The 23342-nt window shown below is 67.1% G+C and carries 16 protein-coding genes; 4 read left to right on the forward strand and 12 right to left on the reverse strand.

What is annotated here, in order from left to right:
- Nucleotides 1–47 precede the first annotated feature (47 nt).
- The 6 genes from sucD to ACTODO_RS10175 form a co-directional block, all read right to left on the reverse strand.
- Entirely contained in the window at nt 48–968 is a 921-nt protein-coding gene (gene sucD / locus ACTODO_RS10150; RefSeq protein WP_003793601.1) for a succinate--CoA ligase subunit alpha, read from the reverse strand.
- 26 nt (nt 969–994) lie between these two features.
- A complete protein-coding gene (gene sucC / locus ACTODO_RS10155) occupies nt 995–2182 on the reverse strand; it encodes an ADP-forming succinate--CoA ligase subunit beta (RefSeq protein ID WP_003793603.1) in 1188 nt (395 codons plus the stop codon).
- 1056 nt (nt 2183–3238) lie between these two features.
- Complete coding sequence (locus tag ACTODO_RS10160) at nt 3239–5941, reverse strand: UvrD-helicase domain-containing protein (protein ID WP_003793605.1); 2703 nt, start codon at nt 5939–5941, stop codon at nt 3239–3241.
- A gap of 137 nt (nt 5942–6078) precedes the next feature.
- Entirely contained in the window at nt 6079–7569 is a 1491-nt protein-coding gene (locus tag ACTODO_RS10165) for a DUF1846 domain-containing protein (RefSeq protein ID WP_003793607.1), read from the reverse strand.
- A gap of 132 nt (nt 7570–7701) precedes the next feature.
- Complete coding sequence (locus ACTODO_RS10170; RefSeq protein ID WP_003793608.1) at nt 7702–8352, reverse strand: LuxR C-terminal-related transcriptional regulator; 651 nt, start codon at nt 8350–8352, stop codon at nt 7702–7704.
- Nucleotides 8349–9539, reverse strand: coding sequence for an ATP-binding protein (locus ACTODO_RS10175; protein ID WP_003793611.1), 1191 nt, complete (start codon nt 9537–9539; stop codon nt 8349–8351). The genes ACTODO_RS10170 and ACTODO_RS10175 overlap by 4 nt, the downstream gene beginning before the upstream one ends.
- Before the next feature lie 256 nt (nt 9540–9795).
- Here ACTODO_RS10175 and ACTODO_RS10180 point away from each other — a divergent pair, with 256 nt between their 5' ends.
- Together ACTODO_RS10180 and ACTODO_RS10185 are read left to right on the forward strand one after the other, a co-directional pair.
- Nucleotides 9796–11496, forward strand: a complete 1701-nt coding sequence (locus ACTODO_RS10180; protein WP_034512501.1) for a PspC domain-containing protein — start codon at nt 9796–9798, stop codon at nt 11494–11496.
- A 15-nt stretch (nt 11497–11511) separates the two neighbouring features.
- Nucleotides 11512–12207 (forward strand): hypothetical protein, encoded by a 696-nt coding sequence (locus ACTODO_RS10185; RefSeq protein WP_003793614.1) that lies wholly within the window; start codon nt 11512–11514, stop codon nt 12205–12207.
- A gap of 89 nt (nt 12208–12296) precedes the next feature.
- On the opposite strand, the gene ptsP is transcribed toward ACTODO_RS10185, so the two are convergent.
- Entirely contained in the window at nt 12297–13979 is a 1683-nt protein-coding gene (ptsP, locus tag ACTODO_RS10190) for a phosphoenolpyruvate--protein phosphotransferase (protein ID WP_003793617.1), read from the reverse strand.
- Between the two features lie 4 nt (nt 13980–13983).
- Entirely contained in the window at nt 13984–14250 is a 267-nt protein-coding gene (locus tag ACTODO_RS10195) for an HPr family phosphocarrier protein (protein WP_003793915.1), read from the reverse strand.
- A 285-nt stretch (nt 14251–14535) separates the two neighbouring features.
- Here ACTODO_RS10195 and ACTODO_RS10200 point away from each other — a divergent pair, with 285 nt between their 5' ends.
- The gene (locus ACTODO_RS10200) at nt 14536–15561 is read left to right on the forward strand and encodes a LacI family DNA-binding transcriptional regulator (RefSeq protein WP_208853703.1); all 1026 of its coding nucleotides are present in this window, start codon (nt 14536–14538) and stop codon (nt 15559–15561) included.
- 519 nt (nt 15562–16080) lie between these two features.
- On the opposite strand, the gene ACTODO_RS10205 is transcribed toward ACTODO_RS10200, so the two are convergent.
- The 3 genes from ACTODO_RS10205 to metG form a co-directional block, all read right to left on the reverse strand.
- Nucleotides 16081–18078 carry a sucrose-specific PTS transporter subunit IIBC gene (locus tag ACTODO_RS10205; protein ID WP_034512503.1) on the reverse strand — a complete coding sequence of 666 codons (1998 nt, stop codon included), beginning with the start codon at nt 18076–18078 and terminating at the stop codon, nt 16081–16083.
- A gap of 212 nt (nt 18079–18290) precedes the next feature.
- Nucleotides 18291–19757: a glycoside hydrolase family 32 protein gene (locus tag ACTODO_RS10210; protein ID WP_003793625.1), complete on the reverse strand. Its 1467-nt coding sequence runs from the start codon at nt 19755–19757 to the stop codon at nt 18291–18293.
- Nucleotides 19758–19879: 122 nt separating this feature from the next.
- Nucleotides 19880–21721 carry a methionine--tRNA ligase gene (gene metG, locus ACTODO_RS10215; protein WP_034512505.1) on the reverse strand — a complete coding sequence of 614 codons (1842 nt, stop codon included), beginning with the start codon at nt 21719–21721 and terminating at the stop codon, nt 19880–19882.
- Nucleotides 21722–21851: 130 nt separating this feature from the next.
- Between metG and ACTODO_RS10220 the strand changes: the two genes are divergently transcribed.
- Nucleotides 21852–22409: an isochorismatase family protein gene (locus ACTODO_RS10220; RefSeq protein WP_034512507.1), complete on the forward strand. Its 558-nt coding sequence runs from the start codon at nt 21852–21854 to the stop codon at nt 22407–22409.
- An 18-nt stretch (nt 22410–22427) separates the two neighbouring features.
- Here the strand turns inward: ACTODO_RS10220 and rsmI are convergent, their stop codons facing one another.
- Nucleotides 22428–23333, reverse strand: a complete 906-nt coding sequence (gene rsmI / locus ACTODO_RS10225) for a 16S rRNA (cytidine(1402)-2'-O)-methyltransferase (protein ID WP_003793633.1) — start codon at nt 23331–23333, stop codon at nt 22428–22430.
- Between the last annotated feature and the right edge of the window lie 9 nt (nt 23334–23342).

Consider the following 23342-nt stretch of genomic DNA (forward strand, 5'->3'; position numbering starts at 1 on the left):
GGGCCGCGACGCTGCGCGCCGACCCCGGGCCGATTTGTGCTGTGACGTTAGCGCGAGAGGATCTCGCGCGCGATCTGCGCTGTCTGCGAAGGAGTGCGCCCCACGCGCACGCCCACGGCCTCGAGCGCCTCCGCCTTCGCGGCAGCGGTGCCGGACGAGCCGGATACGATCGCACCGGCGTGCCCCATGGTCTTGCCCTCGGGGGCCGTGAAGCCCGCGATGTAGGCGACGACGGGCTTCGTCATATTCTCCTGGATCCAGGCGGCCGCGCGCTCCTCGGCGTCACCGCCGATCTCACCAATCATGATGACGAGGTCCGTGTCGGGGTCCGCCTCAAAAGCCGCCAGCGCGTCGATGTGGGTGGTGCCCACGACCGGGTCGCCGCCGATACCCAGGCACGTCGTGAAGCCAAAATCGCGCAGCTCGTACATGAGCTGGTAGGTCAGCGTGCCCGACTTCGAGACAAGGCCGAGGCGTCCCGGTCCCGTGATGTCCGCCGGAGTGATACCCAGGTTCGCCTGCCCGGGCGAGATGATGCCGGGGCAATTCGGGCCGATCAGGCGCACGCCCGCCGCGAGCGCGCGCTCGACGACGATCGTGGAATCCTGCACGGGGATGCCCTCGGTGATGAGGACGATCGTTTCGATGCCCGCGTCGATGGCCTCGAGGGCGGCTCCCTTCGCGAAGGCCGGGGGCACGAAGATGACGGAGGCGTTCGCGCCGGTGGCCTCGCGGGCCTCGGCAACCGTGCCGAAGACGGGGACCTCAACCTGGCCGTCGGTCACCTTGTCGGCGCCCGGGCCGTAGCCCTGCACGTCGAAGGTGACGGTCGTGCCGGCCTTGCGCGGGTTCGTGCCGCCCACGATGGCCGTGCCGGCACTCAGCATGCGCTGGGTGTGCTTGCGGCCCTCGGCGCCAGTCATGCCCTGGACGATGACCCGGGTGTCAGAGTTGACGAAGATAGTCATGGTGTTCTCCTGCGATTCTCGGGTCGTTACTTCGACGAGGCCTGGGCTGCGAGCTCAGCTGCACGCCGGGCCGCGCCGTCCATTGTTTCTTCCATGTGGACGAGCGGGTGCGCAGCCTCGGCGAGAATCGCGCGGCCCTCCTCGACCTTGTTGCCGTCAAGGCGCACGACGAGAGGCTTCGAGGCCGCGTCGCCCAGCGTCTCGAGCGCACCGATGATGCCTCGGGCGACCTGGTCACAGGCGGTGATGCCACCGAAGACGTTGACGAACACGGAGCGCACCTGCTCGTCGCCGAGGATGATGTCCAGGCCCTTCGCCATGACCTCGGCAGAGGCGCCGCCGCCGATGTCGAGGAAGTTCGCGGGCTTCATGCCGCCGAACTCCTCGCCGGCCATCGCGACCACGTCGAGCGTCGACATGACCAGGCCCGCGCCGTTACCGATGATGCCGACCTGGCCCTCCAGGCGCACGTAGTTGAGCCCGGCTGCCTTCGCGGCGGCCTCGCGCGGATCCTGCGCGGCCACGTCCACCAGCTCGGCGTGGCCGGGGTGACGGAAGCGGGCGTTGTCGTCGAGGGTGACCTTGCCGTCAACCGCCCACACGGAGCCGTCGGGGCTGGAGACCAGCGGGTTGACCTCGACCAGGGTCGCGTCCTCATCACGGTAGACGGTCCACAGGGTTTCGAGGACGGGGGCGATGGCCTCGGCCGTTTCCTCGTCGAAGCCCGCTTCCTTGGCGATGTGGCGGGCGACCTCGGCGTCGATACCAACGGTGGGATCGAGGGGGACGCGCGCGAGAGCCTCGGGGCGCTCCTTGGCGAGGGTCTCAATGTCCATGCCACCTTCGCGCGAGCACATCGCCAGGTGGCGGCGGTTCGAGCGGTCCAGCAGGATCGAGAAGTAGTATTCGGCGGCAATGTCCGCGCCGGACGCGATCATGACCTTCTTGACAATGTGGCCCTTGATATCGAGGCCGAGGATCGCCTCAGCCTTCTCATAGGCCTCGTCGGCGGTGTGGGCGAGCTTGACGCCGCCGGCCTTGCCGCGGCCGCCGGTCTTCACCTGCGCCTTGACGACCAGCAGCAACGCACCGTCCGCCAGGAGCTCGCGCGCACCCTCGCGCGCCTCTTCGGGGGTTGACGCCAGGCGATAGTCGAGCACGGGCACGCCGTGCTCCTTGAACATCTGCCGGGCCTGGTACTCGTAGAGATCCACCTTATTCCCTCCGTTGAACGTGGTGTGGTCAGCGCAATAATTCTAACGTGCGACCGGCGTCAACGCGCCATTTCCTCCCATTATCAAGGCTTGTCACAACCTTGACCGTAGAGCCACTTCCTTTTGTCAACGCTTTGCGTTGCGGGGTCAGTTGCTGGGGTCGGTGGGACGCGCAGGGCGTCGTAGCACCAGCGGTGCACCGCTTTTCGCCCGCTACGCAGCTGTACGACACGAGCGGCAGGTCCTTCAATCTCGGCGAGCATGGACGTAGCTCCCATATCCGTGAGGCCCAGTGCGTGGCGAATCGACACACTTTGTCGCGCACGTTAACCCACCTGGTGGAGCGTGGGCGGCAGCGCCCAGCCGCCACCAGGTGGGTTTAGCTGTGCATTGAAGGGTTAACACTGCCAGTAGATGGGCCCAGCAGCCGGGACCGAGGCGAGCATGACACCGTGCAGCACCGCAACAATCAGCCAACGCAGTGACGCCCACCGATTCCGCCACAGTGCAGACCCATTGCACAAAACAGCCCGTTATCAGCGTTACTCGCCCAATCGGTCCGCAGTTTGGCGGCCACACCGCCACCAATCAGGGGAAATTACGCCATTCAAGGCTCCGACACGCCGGCGACACGCCGCTAGAAGGCTCCGCATGGCGCAAAACCCCCACTGCCACGCAGCAAGCAAGCCGGCGGGCTGGCACACACCACCAAACTGGATAGGAAACAGCAATCTGGATACGCTATTGCGTTCTGGATAGGTTAATAAGCTATCCAGAAGCACCGTTCCTATCCAGAACAGAGCTTCCTATCCAGAACACGCACACCATAGGAGGGCGTCGGAGGGCCTGGCTGCGGAGCCCGTGGGCGGCGGCAGGGCCTGGCCGGGCTTCGAGACGACGCGCCGAGCCGAAGGCTCGCGGCGCGGACGGCTCGCGAGCAGGCCGCCGCCCGCGGGTGCATCAAGCAGCCCGGCCCACGAGACAGGCCACATGGCGCCCGGAACACCCGCGGGGCCACAAACAAACCGAGCAGTGCTGGGCACTAGCCGGGATACGCTACGAAATCTTCTGCATCGGAGCCATGCGCACGAGCAGGCGCTTCTCGCCCAGGCCGAAGCGGATGCGGGCCACGGTGCGCGGCCCCTCGCCTTCGATGCCGGTGACGGTGCCGGCCCCCAGGGTTGCGTGCTTGATGCGGTCGCCGACCTTGAGGGAGAGCACCGGCTTATCCTCGGCAGGCTTGGCCGCAGGAGCAACCCCCATGCGCGTCACCTTGCGTACGCCGGCGGGCTGGGCGGAGGCACCGCCACGGCCGGAGCCAAAGGCGCCCGTGTCGGTGTCGCCCCACGGGTCGCGTCCCTCGGAGCGACGGGAGCGCCCATAGGAACCCGAGCCGTACGATCCGGACCCGTAGGAACCGCCGTAGGACGCTCGCATCCGCTCCCCCGACGTGGCCGCACGGCGCAGGTCGAGGAGCTCGGCAGGGATGTCGTCGAGGAACCTCGAGGGCGGCATCTCCTGCGGAGTCCCCCAGGCGCTGCGTACGGCCGCGCGCGTCAGGTACAGGTGTTCGCGCGCACGCGTAATCGCAACGTATGCCAGTCGGCGTTCCTCCTCCAGCTCACTCTCGTCGCCGAGGCTGCGCTGGTGCGGGAAAGTGCCGTCCTCCATGCCGGTGACGAACACGACCGGGAATTCGAGGCCCTTCGCGGTGTGCACGGTCATGAGGGTGACCTGCCCACCGCGCTCGCCCTCCGCGGGAACCTGGTCCGAGTCGGCCACGAGGGCGACGCGCTCGAGGAAGTCCGCGAGGGTTCCGCCGGGAGCGTCGGCTGCGAAGGCACCCGCGACCGAGTGCAGTTCCGCCAGGTTTTCCACGCGCGAGGCGTCCTGCGGGTCCTCGCTGCGGCGCAGCTCAGCCAGGTAGCCGGTACGATCCAGGACCTCTTCGAGGATGTCGGCCTGCGATGCACCCCGCGCCTCCGCGGCGCGCAGCGTCTCGATGAGTCCCCAGAATGCAGCCGCCGACTTCGCGGCGCGCGGGGTGATCCCGAGGACCTCGGGAGCCGAAGAATCAGCCGAGGCCTCGTCCGGGGACGTGGAACGAGCGAGCGCATCGACGTCGATCCCCTCGCCCTCACCCGCGGGGCAGCCGGCGCGCAGCCACAGGTGGCGCAGCGCCGCGCCAAACGAGATGCCGTAGTGGGCGGCGTGCGCGGCGATCGCCTCTTCGGCCTTCGCGCCGATGCCGCGCTTGGGGACGTTGAGGACGCGGCGGGCCGCGACGGTGTCGTCGGGGTTGGAGATGACCTGCAGGTACGCCAAGGCGTCCTTGATTTCGCGGCGCTCGTAGAAGCGGGTGCCGCCGACGACGCGGTACGGGATGCCCTGGCGCACGAGGAGTTCCTCCAGCGCGCGGGACTGCGCATTCGTGCGGTAGAAGACCGCGATGTCACCCCATTCGACGCCGGAGTCCGCGAGGCGGTCGATCTCGCCGACGACGAAGCGGGCCTCGTCGTGCTCGGAATCGGCGGCGTCCAACGTAATGAGCGCACCATCGCCCGAGGCCGTCCACAGGTTCTTCGCGCGGCGCCCCGTGTTGCGGGCGATGACCGCGTTCGCGGCCGACAGGATGTTCTGCGTGGAGCGGTAGTTTTGCTCGAGCAGGATCGTGCGCGCGCCCGTAAAGTCGCGCTCAAACTCCTCGATGTTGCGGATCGTGGCGCCACGGAAGGCGTAAATCGACTGGTCGGAGTCACCCACGACCGTCAGCTCGGCGGGCTCCACGCCATCCTTTCCGTCCCCCACGAGGGCGCGCACGAGGACGTACTGCGCGTGGTTCGTGTCCTGGTACTCGTCCACGAGGATATGGCGGAAGCGCCGATGGTAGTGCTCGGCGATCAGCGGGTTCTCGCGCAGTAGGTCGACCGTGCGCATGATGAGGTCGTCGAAGTCCAGCGCGTTCGATGCGCGCATGCGCTTGTCATACTCGACGTAGGCGTCCGCGACGATGCGCGAGACCGGGTCCTTGCCCGCCGTCTCCGCGTAGCGCGCCGGGCCGATCAGCTCGTTCTTCGCGTCCGAAATGCGCGCCGCCACCATCTTTGGGGTGAAGCGCTTGATGTCGACGTCCATGGCCTTGAGGACCATCTGGATGAGGCGCTGGGAGTCCTGGGCGTCGTAGATCGTGAAGGATGAGGACAGCCCTGCCGCCTCGTGTTCGTAGCGCAGCAGGCGCACGCACGCCGAGTGGAAGGTCGACACCCACATGCGACGCGCGTCGTCACCCACGAGGGCGCCCGCGCGCTCGCGCATTTCGGCCGCCGCCTTGTTCGTGAAGGTGATCGCCAGGATCTCCCCAGCCCGCGCGCGGCCCCTGGCCAGCAGGTATGCGATGCGGTGCGTGAGCACGCGCGTCTTACCGGAGCCTGCACCAGCCAGGATCAGCAGCGGCGAGCCCGCGTGAGTGACGGCCTCGCGCTGACGATCGTTGAGGCCGCGCGTCAGCGACTCGGGGTCCACGCCCGGGCGCGCGGGACGCTCCCAGCCGGACGAAAAAGCACCCGAGGACGCGGGAGGCTCCCACGCCGACGGCGCACCCGATGCCCCACCCGGCACGGCGATCTCCGGCCACGCGTCGGAACCCAAGGCGTCCTCCACATCAAAGGCGGGCACCTCCGGCGGCACGTAGTCGTCCTGGAAACCCCCGTCGGGGCCGATCAGGAAACCAAGGTCAGGCAAAGAAGTCGAGTCACTCATCGCCTCCAAGGGTAAACCGCCCCACCCTCACCTGCGACCCCCGCCCCGGGTGGCGCCAACCACGAAAGGCGGCACACAACGAGGCCGGGGCCTCCCCGCGCTGATAAGCGATGGAAACCCCGGCCTCGTCGAAGCGATTACTTCTTGCGGTACAGCGACTTCGTCGCGTACACCGGCTCCGTCGTCACCTGGATGCCCAGCGAGCGGAAGATGCCCTCGTCGACGGGCCCCAGGATGACCGACTCGTGCACGTCGCAGCCGCGCAACGAGCTCAGCTTGTCCAGGGCGCGGCGCGCGTTGTCGTCGCCGTTGGCGCTGACCGCGAGCGCGATGAGGACCTCGTCGGTGTGCAGGCGCGGGTTGCGCGAGCCCAGGTCGCGGGTCTTGAGGCGCTGGATCGGCTCGATCGACTGCGGGGACAGGAGCTGGACCTCGTCCGGCAGGCCGGCGAGCTTCTTGAGGGCGTTGAGGAGCATCGCCGAGGAGCAGCCCAGCAGCGCCGACGTCTTGCCCGTGACGATCTGGCCGTCGGGCAGCTCGATCGCGGCCGCCGGCTCACCCGTGGCCTCGGCCAGCTCGAGGGCCGGACGCACGACCGGGCGGTCCATGCGGCCCACGCCCACGCGGCTCATCAGCAGGGAGATGCGCGCCGACTGCACGGGCTCGCTCATCTCCTTCTTCTCGGTCACGAGGGCCTTGTAGTAGCGGCGGATGATCTCCTGGCGCGAGGCTTCCTTGCAGGCCTCGTCGTCGACGATGCAGTGGCCCGCCATGTTGACGCCCATGTCCGTGGGGCTCTTGTATGGGGAGGATCCGAGGATCTTCTCGAAGAGGCGGTTCAGGACCGGGAAGATTTCGACGTCACGGTTGTAGTTGACCGTCTTGATCCCGTACGCCTCCAGGTGGAAGGGATCAATCATGTTGACGTCGTCGAGGTCGGCGGTGGCCGCCTCGTAGGCGATGTTGACCGGGTGATCCAGCGGAATGTTCCAGATCGGGAAGGTCTCCCACTTCGCGTACCCCGACTCGATCCCGCGCTTGTGGTCGTGGTACAGCTGTGACAGGCAGGTCGCCATCTTGCCGGAGCCCGGTCCAGGCGCCGTCACAACGACGAGGTTGCGGCTGGTCTCCACGTACTCGTTGGCGCCGTAGCCCTCGTCCGAGACAATGCGCTCGACGTCCGAGGGGTAGCCGGGGATCGGGAAGTGACGGTAGACGCGGATGCCGAGCTTCTCGAAGCGTTCCTTCACCTCGGCGGCCGCCTTGTTGTCGTCCGTCCACTGCGTAATGACGACGGAACCGACGTACAGGCCGCGCTCACGGAACTCGTCGATCTGGCGCAGAACCTCGTCGTCGTAGGTGGTTCCCATGTCTGCGCGGACCTTGCGGCGCGCGAAATCCTTGGCATTAACGGCGACGATAATCTCGACTTCGTCGGCCAGTTCGCGCAGCATACGCACCTTGTTATCGGGCGTAAAACCGGGCAGAACACGCGACGCGTGCATGTCGTCGATCAGCTTGCCACCGAACTCCAAATACAGCTTTCCGCCGAATTCGCTTCGTCGCTGCGCAATGTGTCGAGACTGCATCTCGACGTACTGATCACTATCAAAACCGATGCGGTGCATGCATCCTCCGAGGTCGCGGAAATAAAGGGGCCGTCCGTACGGGGCGGTCAGGCGCTGTCACGCTCTCGGGATTCCATTGTAGGCACGCATGGGCCGCGCGCTCCGGATGGGGCGCTCGAAAGGGGTCCGACCTCACACGATGTGTCGCTGCATCGCCCAGCGCGTCAGCTCGTTGCGGTTGGAGAGCTGGAGCTTGCGCAGGACCGAACTCACGTGGGTTTCGACGGTCTTGATAGAGATGAACAGGTCGTGGGCGACTTCCTTGTACGTGTAGCCGCGGGCGATGAGGCGCATGACCTCCTGCTCACGCGCGGACAGCAGGTCCAGCTCAGTGTCGGTTGTGGACACCTCGCCGGTCCCAAAGGCGTCGAGTACGAAGCCGGCCAGGCGCGGGCTGAAGGCGGCGTCCCCGGCAGCGACGCGGCCGATGGCCTCGACGAGGTCGGGGGTGGCAATCGACTTCGTGACGTATCCGCGTGCGCCCGCTCGGATGACCTGGACGACGTCCTCGGCAGCGTCCGAGACGGACAGGGCCAGGAAATGCAGTCCCTCGATGTCACGGCAGGTGCTGGCGACCTCAGCGCCACCTCCACCATTTCCGCCGGGCAGGTGCACGTCGAGGAGGGCCACGTCCGGGGTGAGCGCGCGGCAGGCCGCGATGGCGCCCTCGACGTCGGAGGCGTCGCCGACGACCTCCAGGTCGGCCCCGGAGTTTTCGAGCTCGGCGCGCACGCCTGCCCGAACCATTGGGTGGTCGTCGATGACGAGGATGCGGATGGTCACTGGGTCCTCCCGTTGGGCGCTGTTTCTTCCAGGATATCCGAGCGCGGCACGCTCAGAGCAACTTCGGTTCCGCGGGCGAGACGCCTAATCGTGGCGTTTCCCCCGGTCCTGCGCATGCGCCCGACGATGGAGTCGCGCACGCCGTGTCGATCGGCAGCGATCGAGGCGGGGTCAAAGCCCTCGCCGCTGTCTTTGATGAAGGCCTCCACGGCCTCGGGGCGCACTTCGACGTAGACGGAGACGGGCGGGGCGCCGTGGCGCACGGCGTTCTGGCAGGCCTCCGCGAGGGCCGCGACGAGCGCGAGTTCGCCGGGGCCCGGGCGCATGTCGCCGACGACGACCACACTGATGGGCACGCCGTGGCGGCTCTCGACGCCCACGACCGCCTCGGTGACGGCAGCGTCGAGGGAGTCGGCGGCCTGCGCGTGGCCCGTGTAGAGCCAGGCGCGCAGCTCGCGCTCCTCAGTGAGGGCGATGGCTCGCACGCGGGCGGGGTCCTCGGCAGATGCGCGGATAAGAGTGAGAGCCTGGAGCACGGAGTCATGCAGGTGGGCGGCGATGTCGGCGCGCTCAGATTCGCGCACGCGCTGCGCCTGGGCCTGGGACAGGTCCTTCGTCGTGCGCACCCACATGGGGACGAGGGCGAAAAGCACGCCCGCGACCAGAGCAGCACCAATGAGGCCGCCACGCAGCAGAATAATCGGCGGGTTGTCGCGCGAAGCCACCATGACGACGCCGAGGCTGAGCAGCACGATACCGCCGAAGACAGCCCCGACGAAGCGCAACGACCGCCAGGAACTCACGTTACGACTCTGACTCCACACGAGCGAGATACCGGAAACGATCGTGATGATCGAGCCCATGTCCCGCCAGTCCAGCGTGTTCGTCGCGTTCAGGATGGTGCCTGCGATCGCGGCAACGATCAGAGCCACGCCGACAACAATCATGCGGTTACGTGACACCTGGCTGGCGCGTTCCTCGCGGAGTCGGACGAGGCCGGGGCTGAGTGTCCCGTTGTCGGTTCGCTCGGGATTATCTTCGGGGACGCTCACCCACAGCCACAGGTAGACACCGATACCGATGCCCACGACGCTCAGGCAGGCGACGACGATGCGCACGAGCGCGACCGACACTCCCAGGTGAACGGCGAGACCGGAGCACACGCCGCCCATCCAGGGGGCCGGCATGTCCGGGCTCGCGACTATCGCACGCACGAGCGGAGGCCTGGCCGGAGGGGCCGGAATGGGCGGCGTCCAGCCCGGGTGCGGGGATTGTTCGGGTCTGCTCACAATCCCATTGTGGCATGTGCCGGGGGCATTCTCCGGGCTACCCCCAGAACAATCAGGGGCGGTTCAGGGGGTCCCCTACTTTCGGGACGACCCGTCATTTTGGTTGAGTAGTGGTATCGATCCACGCCGTGTGGATCCCATCGAGAGGAAGTGCATGATGAGTTGGCCGAACGGCACAACAGACCCCGGTGCCCAGTACCAGCAGCGCCCGCCCCGCAACAGCTTCTTTGACGCGGTCCGAGGCTCGGGCTGGTACCGCGCTCAGAATCGCACGATCGCCGGCGTATGCTCGGGCATCGCTGCTCGCCAGGGCTGGGATCTGTCGCTCGTGCGCGTCCTCATGGTGGTCGCTACGCTCTGTATGCCCGTCGTGGCAATCGCCTACGGTCTTGCCTGGCTTCTCCTCCCCGAGGCCGCCGACGGTCGCATTCATGCCGAAGAAACGCTCGAGGGGCGATTCGACGTCGCGGTTATCGGAGGCGTGTTCATGGTTCTCGCCGGTCTGTCGTCGGCACTGTCATCAATCGGAATTGTCAACGGCGTGGGCCTCGGCTGGTTCCAGCTGCTCGCGTCGGCGGCTGCGATGACAGCCATCGTCGTGGTCATCGTGAGCATAGCGCGCTCCGCTTCTCAGGGCGGCCCGCATCGCCACGGCGCGGTGCCCCCGTACGGAACGCCGCAGCACGGTGCCCCCCAGTACGGCAACCCGCAGTACGGTACGCGCCAGCAGCAGGCGTCAGCGGCGGGAGCCTCCGTCCCTTTTGGGCACAGCGCCCCGGGTGCTAAGGACACGGGCTCTACCATGCCGCAGCAGCAGAACACCCAGGCCCCCGAGGGTTTCCCCGCCTACGGCGTCCCCGCAGGCAGCGCAGCTAGCGCGGGCACCCCACGCGCTGATGGCGCCACCTCCGCCGCCCAGGGCACGAACGCCGGGCCGCGCCCGGCCGCCCCTCGCCCCACCCAGCCCCACGCCGGCTGGACGACTCCGCCCAGCGCGCCCAGGCCTCGTCAGTGGACCCCGCGCCCAATGCCGACTCATCGCCCGCGCACCGTCTCCAGTCGCGTAAACCAGGCGATCACGGGCCTGCTGATCCTGGTGGCGGCCGCCGTTTTCGCCGGTATTTACATGGTCGATAAGGGACCCGCGATCCCCTTCATCACCGCGGAGACCGCGGATCAGACGGTCGCCCGAATCATCGCGATCGGCGGCGGCGTATGCCTGATCATCGTGGGTCTGTCCCTGGCGATTGCCGCCCTGCGCGATCGTCGCGCCGGCTGGCTCACCGCCCTGTCCATTATAGGCCTCATCTTCGCGGTTCCCACGGCTGCGTTCGGTACTGAGGGCGCACACCGGGCCAACCTGCACATCAACACGAACGTTGGCGCTATCGGCAACCAGACGACGCTCGACTGGACGGTTGATACCGTCAGCGGCACCGATCCGACGGCCACGACCATTCTCGACCTGACCGGCGCTCCCATCGGCACAACCAAGACAATCACGGTCGACTGGCGAGCATGGAAGCGACTCACCATTCAGGTATCCGAGGGACAGCCGATACAGATCGTGTGCCAGTCCAGTATCGACACCTTGTCCACCAACATGGACGACGACGGTTGGGCGGCTGACCTGGACAACTGCTCCGGTAAGACCGTGTCGTCCCCTTCCTGGGGCAAGCCCAACCTTGGTGGCCTCACGGTACTCCTCGCCGATACGGCGAGGATGGACACACTGACGATCATTCAAACGCCCGACGCCGCTCGAAAGTGGACGTCCGCGCCGGATGCAACCCCATCGCCCACCCCCTCCGAGACGCCGACCGACACCCCCACCGGCTCTCAGTCCGGTAACTGAGGAAGGAACACGACCATGACGCCCTCAAACGACGATAAGACCACCCAGATGCCCAGCATCGATGAGACGACGGCGCTGCCGACCACTCCAAACCTGGATGCAACGGTCGAGATGCCGACATCCTCTCCCGAGTCCTCCTCGGACCCGCTCGCGATCTTCCGTGAGGCCCCAACGACGCAGATGCCTGCCGACCCCTTTCGGGCAGACGCTGGCGCTGAGAGCCAGGCGGGCGCATCGGGCGCTCAGGGTTCACAGGCGCAGGCGGGCACTCCCGCTGGCTCTGTAGGAACGGGCGGACGCACCGCCTTCGATCCGGCCTCCACGGGTGAGTCGACTCCTCGGGGCGACGAGGCCGGGGCTGCCCCCGGCACTCAGGCGAGGGCGGGCGCTACCCCCGCCCCGGGTACCCAGACGTGGAGCGCTCAGCACAGCCTGGGCACTACCTACCCGCTGCCCGAGGCACCCAGCAGGGGCGTGCGCGTCGGTTCTTTCGTGTGGGCGCTCTTGGTGTGCATGGTGGGCGCTTTCCTCATTGCCGAGGTCTACATCACGAACCTCAATCTGCCGGTCCTCGGCATCAGCGCAGTCGCGCTCCTCGGCATCATTCTGATCTTCACTGCTCTCTTCTCGGGTCGATCCAAGAAGACTCCGAAGCAGGGCGCGGGCACAGCGGCCGCCCCCAACCCGGCCGACGCAATCCGCAGGGACTGACGCGGACGTACAACACGCACACAAACGGGGTGGGCCCGGGAACCAATTGGTTCCCGGGCCCACCCCGTTTGCTTGTCAGAAGCGCCGAATCAGAGCAGATCCAGCATCGCGGGAGCCACCAGCTTCAGGACGTTCTCGCGGCCTTCCTTCGCGCTGGGGGCATCCACCGCGAAGGCGGCCATCTGCTGGCAGGTCGCCAGGTCGTGCATGCGCAGGGCGGCGCGCACGGCGTTGACCTTCGAAGGAGCCATCGACAGGGAGGCGACACCCAGGCCCGTGAGGACCAGGGCCAGCAGCGGATCGCCACCGGCCTCGCCACACACGCCGATCGGCTTGCCCGTCGCACGACCGCCGTTGCAGGCGTGGCGGATCATCTCGAGGACCGCGGGCTGCCACGGATCCAGGAGAGACGCCAGGTTACCGTCCAGGCGATCGGCAGCCATCGTGTACTGCGTCAGATCGTTCGTGCCGATGGAGGCGAAGTCCACGATCGACAGGAGCTGCTCGGCGCGGAGGGCGGCCGCGGGCACCTCAATCATGATGCCGACCTTGGGCAGGCCGTAGCCGCGCGCCTTGTCGGCGAACCACTTGGCCTCAGCGGCGGTCGACACCATGGGCGCCATGACCCACAGTTCCGCGTCCGTCGCCTTGTGGGCAGCGGCCAGAGCCTGCAGCTGCGTGTCGATAAGATCCTCTCGCACCTGGCACAGGCGCAGGCCGCGCACACCCAGGGCGGGGTTCTCCTCGGCACCCAAATCCGCGAAGTTCAGCGGCTTGTCGGCGCCCGCATCGAGGGTACGAACCACCACGCGACGCGACCCGAAGGACTGCAGGACCTTCGTGTAAGTGTCGGTCTGCTCCTCCAGCGTCGGAGCCTCCGAACGCTCCAGGAATAGGAACTCCGTGCGGAACAGGCCCGAGCCCTCGAGATCAAACTTCGAAGCCTTCATCGCATCGTCAACCGTGCCGATGTTGGCTAGGAGCTTGACGCGGTAGCCGTCGTAGGTCGCACCCTCGCCGGTCGAACCGGCCAGGGCGAGCGCGCGGCGACGCGAGCGCTCCTTGAGCAGGTGCACCTCGTCATCGGTGGGGGCGACGATGACCTCGCCGACGCCACCGTCGAGGGCCAGCATCGTGCCTTCCTCGACAGTCATGATGCCCTCGGCCTTGACGATCGCGGGGATGCCCAGCTGTGCAGCCAGGATCGCCGTATGCGACGTAGGGCCGCCGACCTCGGTAATGATCCCGAGAACGGTCTCAGGGTTCAGGGTCGCGGTCTCGGCGGGCGCCAGGTCGCGCGCCACGAGGACGACGGGGCCATCGAACGCCGGCACGCCGGGCTCGGGCAGGCCACGCAGCTCGCAGATCGCACGATCGCGCACGTCGTACAGGTCGGTCGCGCGCTCAGCCATGTAGCCGCCCAGGCTGCGCAGCATCTGCGCGTAGTCCTCGACGGCGTCATGGACGGCCTGGGTGACACCGAGGCCCTTCCTCAGCTTCTTATCAACGGCCTTGGCCAGGCCGCGGTCACCCGCGAGCTGGGCGGTGGCCTTGAGGATCGCCTTTGTCTCCTCCGGCGCGTTCGCAGCGCGGTCGCTCAGGCGAGCGGAAACGGCTGCGAGCGCCTCACGGACACGCGCGCCGTCGGCGGCAGCGTCGACGCTGCCCGGCTCCGTCGTGTCGACGCCGGGGGCAGGCTGGACGATCGCGGCGGGAGCTGCAGCGGTACCGGCGGAGACGCCGATGCCGTGCAGGACGTCGTGCGTCGCCATTAGCTCACTCCTGGTCAAGGTCGCGCGAGAGCAGCTCGACGAGCGAGTCGAGGACCGCGCCCGCGGAATCATCCTCGGTGGACAGGGTGACGACGTCGCCATGCTTGGCGCCCAGGGTCATGATTTCGAGGAGCGACGCGGCGTCGGCCTCCTCGCCATCGAAAGCGATGGTGACCTCGACGCCGGAGTCGTCAACGGCCTCGGCGAGGACGGAAGCGGGACGTGCGTGGAGACCAACGGAGGAACCAATTGCAACGGTGCGGGAAATCATGGTCATTCCTTTCAAATGCGGGTATGTCCATCGTGAGACACAGGTGCCCGTACGGCCCATGGTAACGGGCTTAGATACCCACGCAAAACCCGATATCACAGACAGTGACATGGGATACATCACCCTTATAAATGCCGAAAAACCATAGATTTGACGCGACTCGCTCATCCCATGACGACACCCACGCACACCAACCACCCCAGGCCTCGCCGATGTGACGATCGACCGCCTCCCACCCCACCAACTACAATGGAGAAGTACCGAGGGAAGGAAAGGAGAGCGCGCATGAGTTCACGCGAACCCACGCTGGCCGACGTCGCCGAGCTGGCCGGAGTGAGCCTGACGACCGTATCTCGCGTGCTCAACAACCGCGGCTACCTCTCGGAGAAGACAAAGAAGAACGTCGCCGACGCGATCGAGACGCTCGGCTACCGCCCGAACTCGCTGGCTCGCGCCCTGCACGGCAAGCGCACGCAGACGGTTGGCCTCATCGTTCCCGCCGTGTCCCTGCCCTTCTTCGGCGAGCTGGCCGTCGAGGTCGAGAATGCCCTCGCCGACGCCGGCTACCGCATCCTCATTTGTAATTCCATGGGCCGGGCGGACCGCGAGCGCGAGTACCTCTCGCTGCTCGTCGGCAATCGCGTGGACGGGATCATTTCAGGCGCCCACAACGAGGGCCTGGGCGAGTACGACACGATCCGCATGCCCCTGGTAACGATCGACCGCGAGCTGAGCCCATCCATCCCCAACGTGCGTTGTGCAAACAAAGAGGCGGGCGCCATGGCGACGCGCGCGCTTATCGAGTGCGGCTGCCGCCATCCCCTGCTGCTTACCTCCCGTTCGGGTCCGCGCAATCTGCGCGAGGCCGGCTACCGCGCCGAGATCGAGCGCGCTGGCCTGACCCCTCGCGTGGTCACCGTGCCGTTCGATACGCCCACGCCGCAGCGTTTCGCGATGGTGCGCGACGCCCTGGACGAGGCCCGCGCCGCTGCTCCCGTCGACGGGGTTTTCGCGACCGACGATCTGGCGGCTGCTGAGGTCCTTGAGTGGGCACGCACGCGCAACCTATCGGTCCCCACTGACCTGTCTATCATCGGCTTTGACGGCACGGAGACGATGCGCCGAGCCCTCCCCCACTTGGCGACGATCCGCCAGCCCATTGAGGAGATCGCCCGGGCTGCGGTGTCGATCCTCCTCGATCAGATCGAGGGCAAGGCTCCGCGTTCTTCGTCCGACGAGGCCGGGGCTCCACACGCTCAGACAGTCGAGTTCTCGGGCACGCTGATCCAGGGGCGCTCGATCAACGCCTGAGCGCGTATCACGCGGCGGGACTATGACCGCCCGCGCTGCCCCAGGTTATTTTCTTAACCCCTAGGAACCACGGATGCGCACGCGGATAGGTTATCCGCATGTTCGCCCCTCTCTACATGTTCGGTTCGTATTTTGGAGCTCCTCACCTATCCGCGAGCGCGCATCACCAAGCACATCGCGCCGGTGCGCACGCTAACCCGATAGATGATGCCTGAGACCTTCAATGCGCACGTTAACCCGCTAAGTGGAGCGTGGGCACCCCTGCCCGCGCTCCACGAGTAGGGCCCAGCTGCGCATTAGCGGGTTAACACGACCACCTGAAGGGCCCAGGTGTCGGCACCTCCGTTGACACAAGGCCCCACTGCTCAATCAGTACACCACAAACAACCCTCATTGCGATTGCCGACTGTATCGCCTACAGCCAGTTCCCATTGGCGAGGGGCACGACAGACGGGTGGGCGGCACCAGCGCACTGCTGGTGCCGCCCACCCGTGACGTCAGGAATGACTCCCGATGAGCTCAGGCCTCCTTGGGGGCCACGTCAAGCAGCGCGTCGCCGCGCTGGATCTCGCCGCTGGCGACCGGGGTCACCGCGCCGAGCTTCTTCTTGTTCGTCACGACGACGGGCGTGATGGTCTCGTAGCCGGCCTCGCGGATCACGTCAAGGTCAACCTCGGCGAGGACGTCGCCGCGGCGCACGACGTCACCCTTGGCGACGCGGGGCGTGAAGCCCTTGCCGTCCAGCTTGACGGTGTCCATGCCCACGTGGATGAGGACCTGGACGCCGGAGGCGGACTTGAGGCCGTAGGCGTGACCGGTCGGGAAGGCGACGGTCACGGTGCCATCGAAGGGGGCCACGACGAGGCCGTCGGCAGGCTCGATGCCGATGCCGGGGCCGAGCATGCCCTTGGCGAAGGACTCGTCCTTGACCTGCTTGAGCGGAACCACGGTGCCCGCGAGAGGCGAGGCGACGGAGAGGTCAGCCAGCGCCTCGTCACTGAAGGACGGCGCAGGGGTGGCAGCCGGGGCGGCCGCGGGAGCCAGAGCGGCGGGGGTGGCCACGGGAGCGGCAGCCTTGGCGGCGGGCGCGCGGCCCTCCATGTCGGCCTTGCCGCGCGTCATAGCGTAGGCGAAGGTGAAGCCGAAGGACAGAACGAAGACGAGGACCTCAAGGGCCAGGTACGCGGGGATCGACGTGGGGATGATCGACACGAAGCCGACGAAGCCCGCGGCGCCGAGAGCCTGACCGCGCACGTTCAGCAGGGCGACACCCGCGGAGCCGATGGCAGCAGCGGCCATGGCGCAGAAGAAGGGCCAGCGCAGGCGCAGGTTGACACCGAAGATGGCGGGCTCGGTGATGCCGAAGACGGCGGAGGCGCCACCGGCGCCGGCCAGGCCTTTGAGCTTGGCGTCGCGGGTCTTGAAGAAGATGGCCAGGGCGGCCGCGCCCTGTGCGACGTTCGCCATAGAGGCGACGGGGAAGATGAAGTCACCGACGCCGCCGTTGACGGGCAGCAGCGGGATTTCGATGGCGGGGAAGGACTGGTGCAGGCCGGTCACAACGATCGGGCTGTAGACGAGGCCGAAGAGAAGACCACCGAAGACGCCGAGGGTCGAGTAGGTCCAGTTAATGCCCCAGGTCAGGTACTCGGCGGCCACGCGGGTGACCGGGCCGATGATCGTGAAGGCCAGGAAGCCAGTGACCAGCATCGTGATGAGCGGGGTGAGCAGGAAGTCTGCGGTGCCCTTGAGGACCTTGTGCAGGCTCTTCTCGATGAGGCACATGACGTAGGTGACAGCCAGGGTGGGGATGACCTGCGCCTGGTAGCCGATCTTGGCGACGTCCATGCCGAAGATGTGCCAGTACTCAACCGAAGCCTCACCGGCGAGCGCCGCGCCCGTGTTCCAGGCGTTGAGCAGGTCGGAGGAAACCATGGCCGCGCCGATCGCGGCACCGAGGTAGACGTTGCCGCCGAAGCGCTTGGCCGCGGAGAAGCCGACGAGGACCGGCAGCGAGGCGAAGGCCGCGGAGGAGACCATGTTGATCAGAGCGGCGTAATCCGCGATCGCCGGGTACATGGTGGTGAGGGACTGGTCGCCGAACAGGCCCTCAGCGGTCATGACGTTGTTGATGGCCATCATCAGACCGCCGGCGACCAGCGCCGGGAGGATCGGGACGAAGATGTCGGCGATCATCTTGATGAAGCGCGAGAAGAGGTTGCCGCCCTTTTCGGCTTCTTCCTTGGCCTCGTCCTTGGAGACCTCGCGCACGCCGTGGTTTGCGACCATCTTGGCGTAGACCTGGTCAACATCGCCGGGACCGACGATGATCTGGAACATGCCGCCGGCGGCGAATGTGCCCTTCAGATCTTCGTTGTCATCGAGGGCCTGCTGGTTGATCTTGGACTCGTCCGCGATCACCAGGCGGAGACGGGTTGCGCAGTGTGCTGCTGCGCTGATGTTGGATGCGCCGCCGACTGCTTCGACGACCTCTCCTGCCACCTTGGCGTGATCCATTGCCGACCACATTCCTTTCTCAAAACCCCACGCGCAACGCCATTGTTACGCCGCGCTGGGCAGTGTGTAGCAATCGATTGACATACTACGGGTGACAGAGTCCTCATCGCAAGGTGCGTCGGGCATCGTCTCAGGTCAGAGCATGAGAGACCGCCCACATACGACGAGGCCGTGGCCACTGTGAGCAGCCACGGCCTCGCAGGCGGGTCGCTTTAGTCGGCGCGCGCGGCGCCCACGAGCGTCACGGAGGCGGCGCCCACAAGCGTCACTCCTGAGCCCTCGCCGTTCAGGAAGCTACGGGTCGTGAAGACGCGCGAGCCGTCGCCCAGGTAGATCTCGGTGATCGATCGGTCGTGAAGGATTTCCACGCGCGAGGCCTCCCCCGGCGACGCGGTGACGACGCGGCGGCCACCGTGGGGGTAGCGCGTGCCGCTCAGGTCGACGGTCAGACGCCCCTCTTCAAGAGTGATCGCCAGGCCAGAACCTGAGCCAATACCCACGGACAGGGCTCCCTCGTAGGAGGCATCGAAGGCAAGCCTCCACGAGCGTGACCCAGCGAGCTCCACAACGCGCGCCCCGGCCTCGTCCCCGGGAGCGCCCTCAAGCGTGGCGGGCGCGAGGGGCAGGCCCGGCAGGTACGGGCGAGCGATAACGCGGCCGCCGCGCAGGGTGAGGGCGCGCGGCGCGGTGAAGCAGTGCACCCAGCCGCCGGTCTCGATGGAGGGCTGGTCGTCCTCGCCCGCGTTGCCCGCCCACCCGAAGAGGACGGTCGGTGCCCCCGGGTCCGAGGACGCGGATCGCGCCATGATCTGGGGAGCGTAGAACTCGGTGCCGCGGTCGAGCTCCTCGAAGGAGCCGTCGGCACTGCGGAACTCGGTGCCCACGAGCTCGCCGACGATAGCGACGCACGGGAAGACGTTCTCGAATCCCTCGCGCTCGGGTGAGATGCCCTGCGGGCAGAAAATCAACACGTCGTGGGCCTCACCCGAATCCTCGTCGACCAGGCGCACCAGGTTGGGGCACTCCCACATGTAGCCGAACGTGTCGAAGGCGCCACCGGCGTCGGGGAAGGTCATCTCACCCTCGCACTCCCACGCACGTAGGTCAGTCGAGCGGTAGAGCAGGGCCGCGCCCGTGAGGTTCTCGCGCTGGACGCCGAGCAGCATCCGGTAGGTGCCATCCGCGTCGCGCCAGACCTGCGGGTCGCGGAAGTGCGCCGTGTAGCCCTCGGGCTGGCGGCCGATGATCGGGGGTACCTGCTTGTCGAAGTGGACCATGTCGGCCGTGGTGACGACGCACTGGGTGGCCTCCCGCTCCCCCGTCTCGGGGTCCTTGTAGTTGCCGGTGTACCACAGCTCGACGTGGTCCCCGACGTCGATGGCCGTGCCCGAGTAGGCGCCGTTGGCATCCTGATGGGTGTCGGGCAGAATCGCGGGGGCGTGGTACTCCCAGTGGGTCAGGTCGCGGGAGGTGGCGTGGCCCCAGTAGACGAGGCGACGCGGGTGCTCGGGGGTGTACTGGAAGAAGGCGTGGTAGGTCCCGTCGATCTCAATGAGGCCGTTCGGGTCGTTCAGTCGGCCCACCGGGGGTGCGACGTGAAAGAGCGGGTAGTCGGGATCTTGCGGGGCGCGCGACGAGGCCTCGGCAGCGAGGGCGGACGCGAGAAAATCTTCGGCCATGACCTCACGGTAACACCCCGGGACAGACGAGCGCGCGGGCGGGACGCATCCGTCCCGCCCGCGCGCTGTCAAACGTACGTCACACTCATCACGAGTGGCGTCGTGCCAGGGAAAACCCTAGATCAGGCGCCCGTCACATCATCGGGGTGAGCGTCCGCGTAGCGGGCAAGCTCCTCCTCGACAATGGACTCGTCCAGCTTCACGAACACCGGCGTGGGCTTGGCGATCGGGGTACCGACCGTGATCGGGTGACGTTCCCAGGTCGGCACGTTCGTGTAGTCACCCGTGATGATCGGGTAACCGTCACGGCCCTCGAAGTCGGCGGGCAGGACCTGCGGGTCAAGCTCCTCGACGTCCTCGATGTAGGGCATCGGCGCGATCTCGCCTGCGCCGCCCATGACGCGGTCGATGTCGTTGGCCGCGTGGGGCAGGAACGGGGAGAGCATGAGGTTGAGGTCCGTGACCGCCTGGGCCAGGGTCCACAGGACCGTCGCGAGACGCTGCTGCTGCTCGGGCGCCTTGAGCTTGAAGGGCTCGGTGTCGGTCACGTACTTGTTGGCCTCGCCGACCAGGCGCATGGCCTCGGACAGCGCCGCCTTCTGGCGGTGGTGGCGAATCAGGTTGCCGACGGTCTCAAACCCGGTCTCGACGGCATCCAGGAGGGTGCGGTCGATGTCCTCGAGCTCACCGGGGGTGGGGATCTCGCCGAACTTCTTGGCGATCATGGACGCGGTGCGGTTGACCAGGTTGCCCCAGCCGGCGACGAGCTCGCCGTTGGTGCGGCGCACGAACTCAGCCCACGTGAAGTCGGAGTCCGAGGTCTCGGGGCCGGCGGCGCTGATGAAGTAGCGCAGGGCGTCGGCCTGGTAGCGCGAGAGGAAATCACGCACGTAGATGACGATGCCGTGCGAGGAGGAGAACTTCTTGCCCTCCATCGTGAGGAACTCAGAGGACACGACCTCGGTGGGCAGGTTGAGGACACCCAGGTCACCGGGGGCGCCACCCTTCGCGCCCTGGCCGTTGTAACCGAGCAATTCGGCGGGCCAGATCTGCGAGTGGAAGACGATGTTGTCCTTGCCCATGAAGTAGTAGGTCAGGGCCTCGGGGTCGTTCCACCACTTGCGCCACGCCTCGGGGTCGCCGGTGCGGCGCGCCCACTCGATGGAGGCGCTCAGGTAGCCGATGACGGCGTCGAACCACACGTACAGGCGCTTGGTCGGCTGGTCTTCCCAGCCGGGGACCGGGATGCCCCAGTCGATGTCGCGCGTCATGGCGCGGGGGCGGATGTCCTCGAGGAAGTTCTGGGAGAACTTGATGACGTTGGGACGCCAGGTGCCGGACTTCTCGCGCTCGTCGAGCCAGGCGGACAGGGCCTCGGCCAGGGCGGGCAGGTCGAGGAAGTAGTGGGTGGACTCCACGAAGTTGGGGGTTTCGCCATTGATGCGCGAGTGCGGGTTGATGAGCTCGGTCGGGTCCATCTGGTTGCCGCAGTTGTCGCACTGGTCGCCGCGCGCTCCTTCGGCGCCGCAGATCGGACAGGTGCCCTCGATGTAGCGGTCGGGCAGGGTGCGGCCGGTGGACGGGGAGATGGCGGCGCGCGTGACCTTCTCGATCATGTAGCCGTTGTCGCGCACGGTGGCGAACATGTCCTGGACGACGCGGTAGTGGTTGCCGGCGGTCGTGCGGGTGAAGAGGTCGTAAGACAGGCCGAGCGCCACGAGGTCCTCGACGATGAGGCGGTTGTTCTGGTCTGCGAGTTCGCGGGCGCTCACCCCGGCGCCGTCGGCGGCCACCAGGATGGGGGTGCCGTGTTCATCGGTGCCGGACACCATGAGGACGTCGTGGCCGGCCATTCGCATGTACCGGGAGAAAACGTCGGAGGGGACACCGAATCCCGCAACGTGGCCAATATGACGGGGGCCGTTGGCGTAGGGCCATGCGACGGCGGACAGAATACGACTCATAGCCTCTAACAATACTGCGTTGGTGTCATAAACGGGCAACCGGCCGCATTGCGAGGAGTTGAAAAGTCCTTGGACGAGTATGACCCGGGTGATATTGTTGAGGAAATTACTGAATTATCTGGGAGGTCCCATGCCCCGCGCTCTCATCATTGTCGACGTTCAGCCCACATTCTGCGAAGGTGGTGCCCTCCCAGTGACGGGCGGTAACGCTATCGCCGAGGCCGTGGCCGCCTACGTGGACGCGCACCGTGACGAGTATCAGCTGATCGTGACCACGCAGGATTGGCACATCGATCCGGGCGCTCACTTCTCCGAGACACCGGATTTCGTGGACACCTGGCCCCCGCACGGCGTCGCGGGCACGGCCGAGGCCGAGCTGCACCCTGCGCTCGCGCACGTGAACGCGGACGTGACGATTAAGAAGGGCCAGTACGAGGCCGCCTACTCGGGTTTTGAGGGCACGACTGAGGACGGGACCACGCTGGAGCAGGCCCTGCGCGCTGCCGACATCACGGACGTCGACGTCGTGGGCCTCGCCGAATCGCACTGCGTCGCGTGCACGGCGGTCGACGCCGCTCGCGCGGACTTCAAGACGCGTGTGCTGGGCGAGCTGACGGCTCCCGTGACCGCTGAGCTGGGCGCGGCGGCCCGCCAGTGGATGACGTCGGAGCGCGTCGAGATCGTCTGAGACTCCCCAGCCTCGTTTTTATCGCGCGGCGAGAGCGGCCTTGTAGAGGTCGTTCTTACGCGCGCCCGTCGCCGCGGCCACTTCGGCTGCGGCGTCCTTGAGGCGCATGCCTTCCGCCGCGAGCGCGAGGACGGCACCGACGTGGTCTTTTGCGCGTGCGCTTCGCGTGTATCCGGCGACAACGATCGTCACCTCGCCGAGGACGTCGTCGGCACCCTCCGCGAGCTGCCCGAGCGTGCCGCGGCGCACCTCTTCGTAGTCTTTCGTGAGCTCGCGGCACAGCGCGGCGGCGCGGTCGGCGCCGAAGACCTCGGCCATGCGCGTCAGCGTGGCGGCTGCGCGCCGGGGCGATTCGAAGAAGATGAGCGTGTGCGGGTCCGTTGCGAGGTCCTGCAGGTAGCGCGTGGCATCCCCGTCCTTGCGCGGTAGGAATCCCTCGAAGGCGAAGCGATCCGACGGCAGGCCAGACAGGGCGAGAGCAACGAGTGGCGCGGAGGGACCGGGCAGAACGGACAACGGAACACCCGCGTCGATGGCGGCACGAGCCAGCCGGAAGCCGGGGTCGGAGACCGTGGGCATACCCGCGTCGGACACGAAGACGACGCGTGCCCCTCCCCTGGCGGCCTCGACAATGCCCGCGGCCTTCTCAGCCTCGTTGTGGTCGTGCAGGGCGACGAGGCGACCGCCAAGCTTAATGCCTATGCGCGAGGCCAGGGCGAGCGCGCGGCGCGTGTCCTCGGCGGCGACAATGTCCGCCCCCTCGAGCGCGGCGACGACGCGGGGCGAGGCGTCACGCACGTCCCCGATCGGGGTGGCTGCGAGCAGGATGGTCCCCGCCTCCTGGCGGTAGGGTTCCTGCGTGCGGGCGTCCTTGGATGTCGAGGCAGCCTCGGGGGCGTTGGTCGTGTCGGTCGCTGCTTCCATGCCCGTATC

Origin of the sequence: Schaalia dentiphila ATCC 17982 (genome assembly GCF_000154225.1) — a bacterium.
GTDB classification, from domain to species: domain Bacteria; phylum Actinomycetota; class Actinomycetes; order Actinomycetales; family Actinomycetaceae; genus Pauljensenia; species Pauljensenia dentiphila.

What these genes read in the sequence shown, in the direction of transcription:
- ACTODO_RS10160 (WP_003793605.1), bottom strand. Translation starts at nt 5,941, where the DNA reads ATGAGTGACTCGACTTCTTTGCCTGACCTTGGTTTCCTGATCGGCCCC.
- metG (WP_034512505.1), bottom strand. Translation starts at nt 21,721, where the DNA reads ATGAGTCGTATTCTGTCCGCCGTCGCATGGCCCTACGCCAACGGCCCC.
- ACTODO_RS10200 (WP_208853703.1), top strand. Translation starts at nt 14,536, where the DNA reads ATGAGTTCACGCGAACCCACGCTGGCCGACGTCGCCGAGCTGGCCGGA.
- ptsP (WP_003793617.1), bottom strand. Translation starts at nt 13,979, where the DNA reads ATGGCGACGCACGACGTCCTGCACGGCATCGGCGTCTCCGCCGGTACC.
- ACTODO_RS10165 (WP_003793607.1), bottom strand. Translation starts at nt 7,569, where the DNA reads ATGCACCGCATCGGTTTTGATAGTGATCAGTACGTCGAGATGCAGTCT.
- sucD (WP_003793601.1), bottom strand. Translation starts at nt 968, where the DNA reads ATGACTATCTTCGTCAACTCTGACACCCGGGTCATCGTCCAGGGCATG.
- ACTODO_RS10195 (WP_003793915.1), bottom strand. Translation starts at nt 14,250, where the DNA reads ATGATTTCCCGCACCGTTGCAATTGGTTCCTCCGTTGGTCTCCACGCA.
- ACTODO_RS10220 (WP_034512507.1), top strand. Translation starts at nt 21,852, where the DNA reads ATGCCCCGCGCTCTCATCATTGTCGACGTTCAGCCCACATTCTGCGAA.
- ACTODO_RS10185 (WP_003793614.1), top strand. Translation starts at nt 11,512, where the DNA reads ATGACGCCCTCAAACGACGATAAGACCACCCAGATGCCCAGCATCGAT.
- rsmI (WP_003793633.1), bottom strand. Translation starts at nt 23,333, where the DNA reads ATGGAAGCAGCGACCGACACGACCAACGCCCCCGAGGCTGCCTCGACA.
- ACTODO_RS10210 (WP_003793625.1), bottom strand. Translation starts at nt 19,757, where the DNA reads ATGGCCGAAGATTTTCTCGCGTCCGCCCTCGCTGCCGAGGCCTCGTCG.
- ACTODO_RS10175 (WP_003793611.1), bottom strand. Translation starts at nt 9,539, where the DNA reads ATGCCGGCCCCCTGGATGGGCGGCGTGTGCTCCGGTCTCGCCGTTCAC.
- ACTODO_RS10180 (WP_034512501.1), top strand. Translation starts at nt 9,796, where the DNA reads ATGATGAGTTGGCCGAACGGCACAACAGACCCCGGTGCCCAGTACCAG.
- ACTODO_RS10205 (WP_034512503.1), bottom strand. Translation starts at nt 18,078, where the DNA reads ATGGATCACGCCAAGGTGGCAGGAGAGGTCGTCGAAGCAGTCGGCGGC.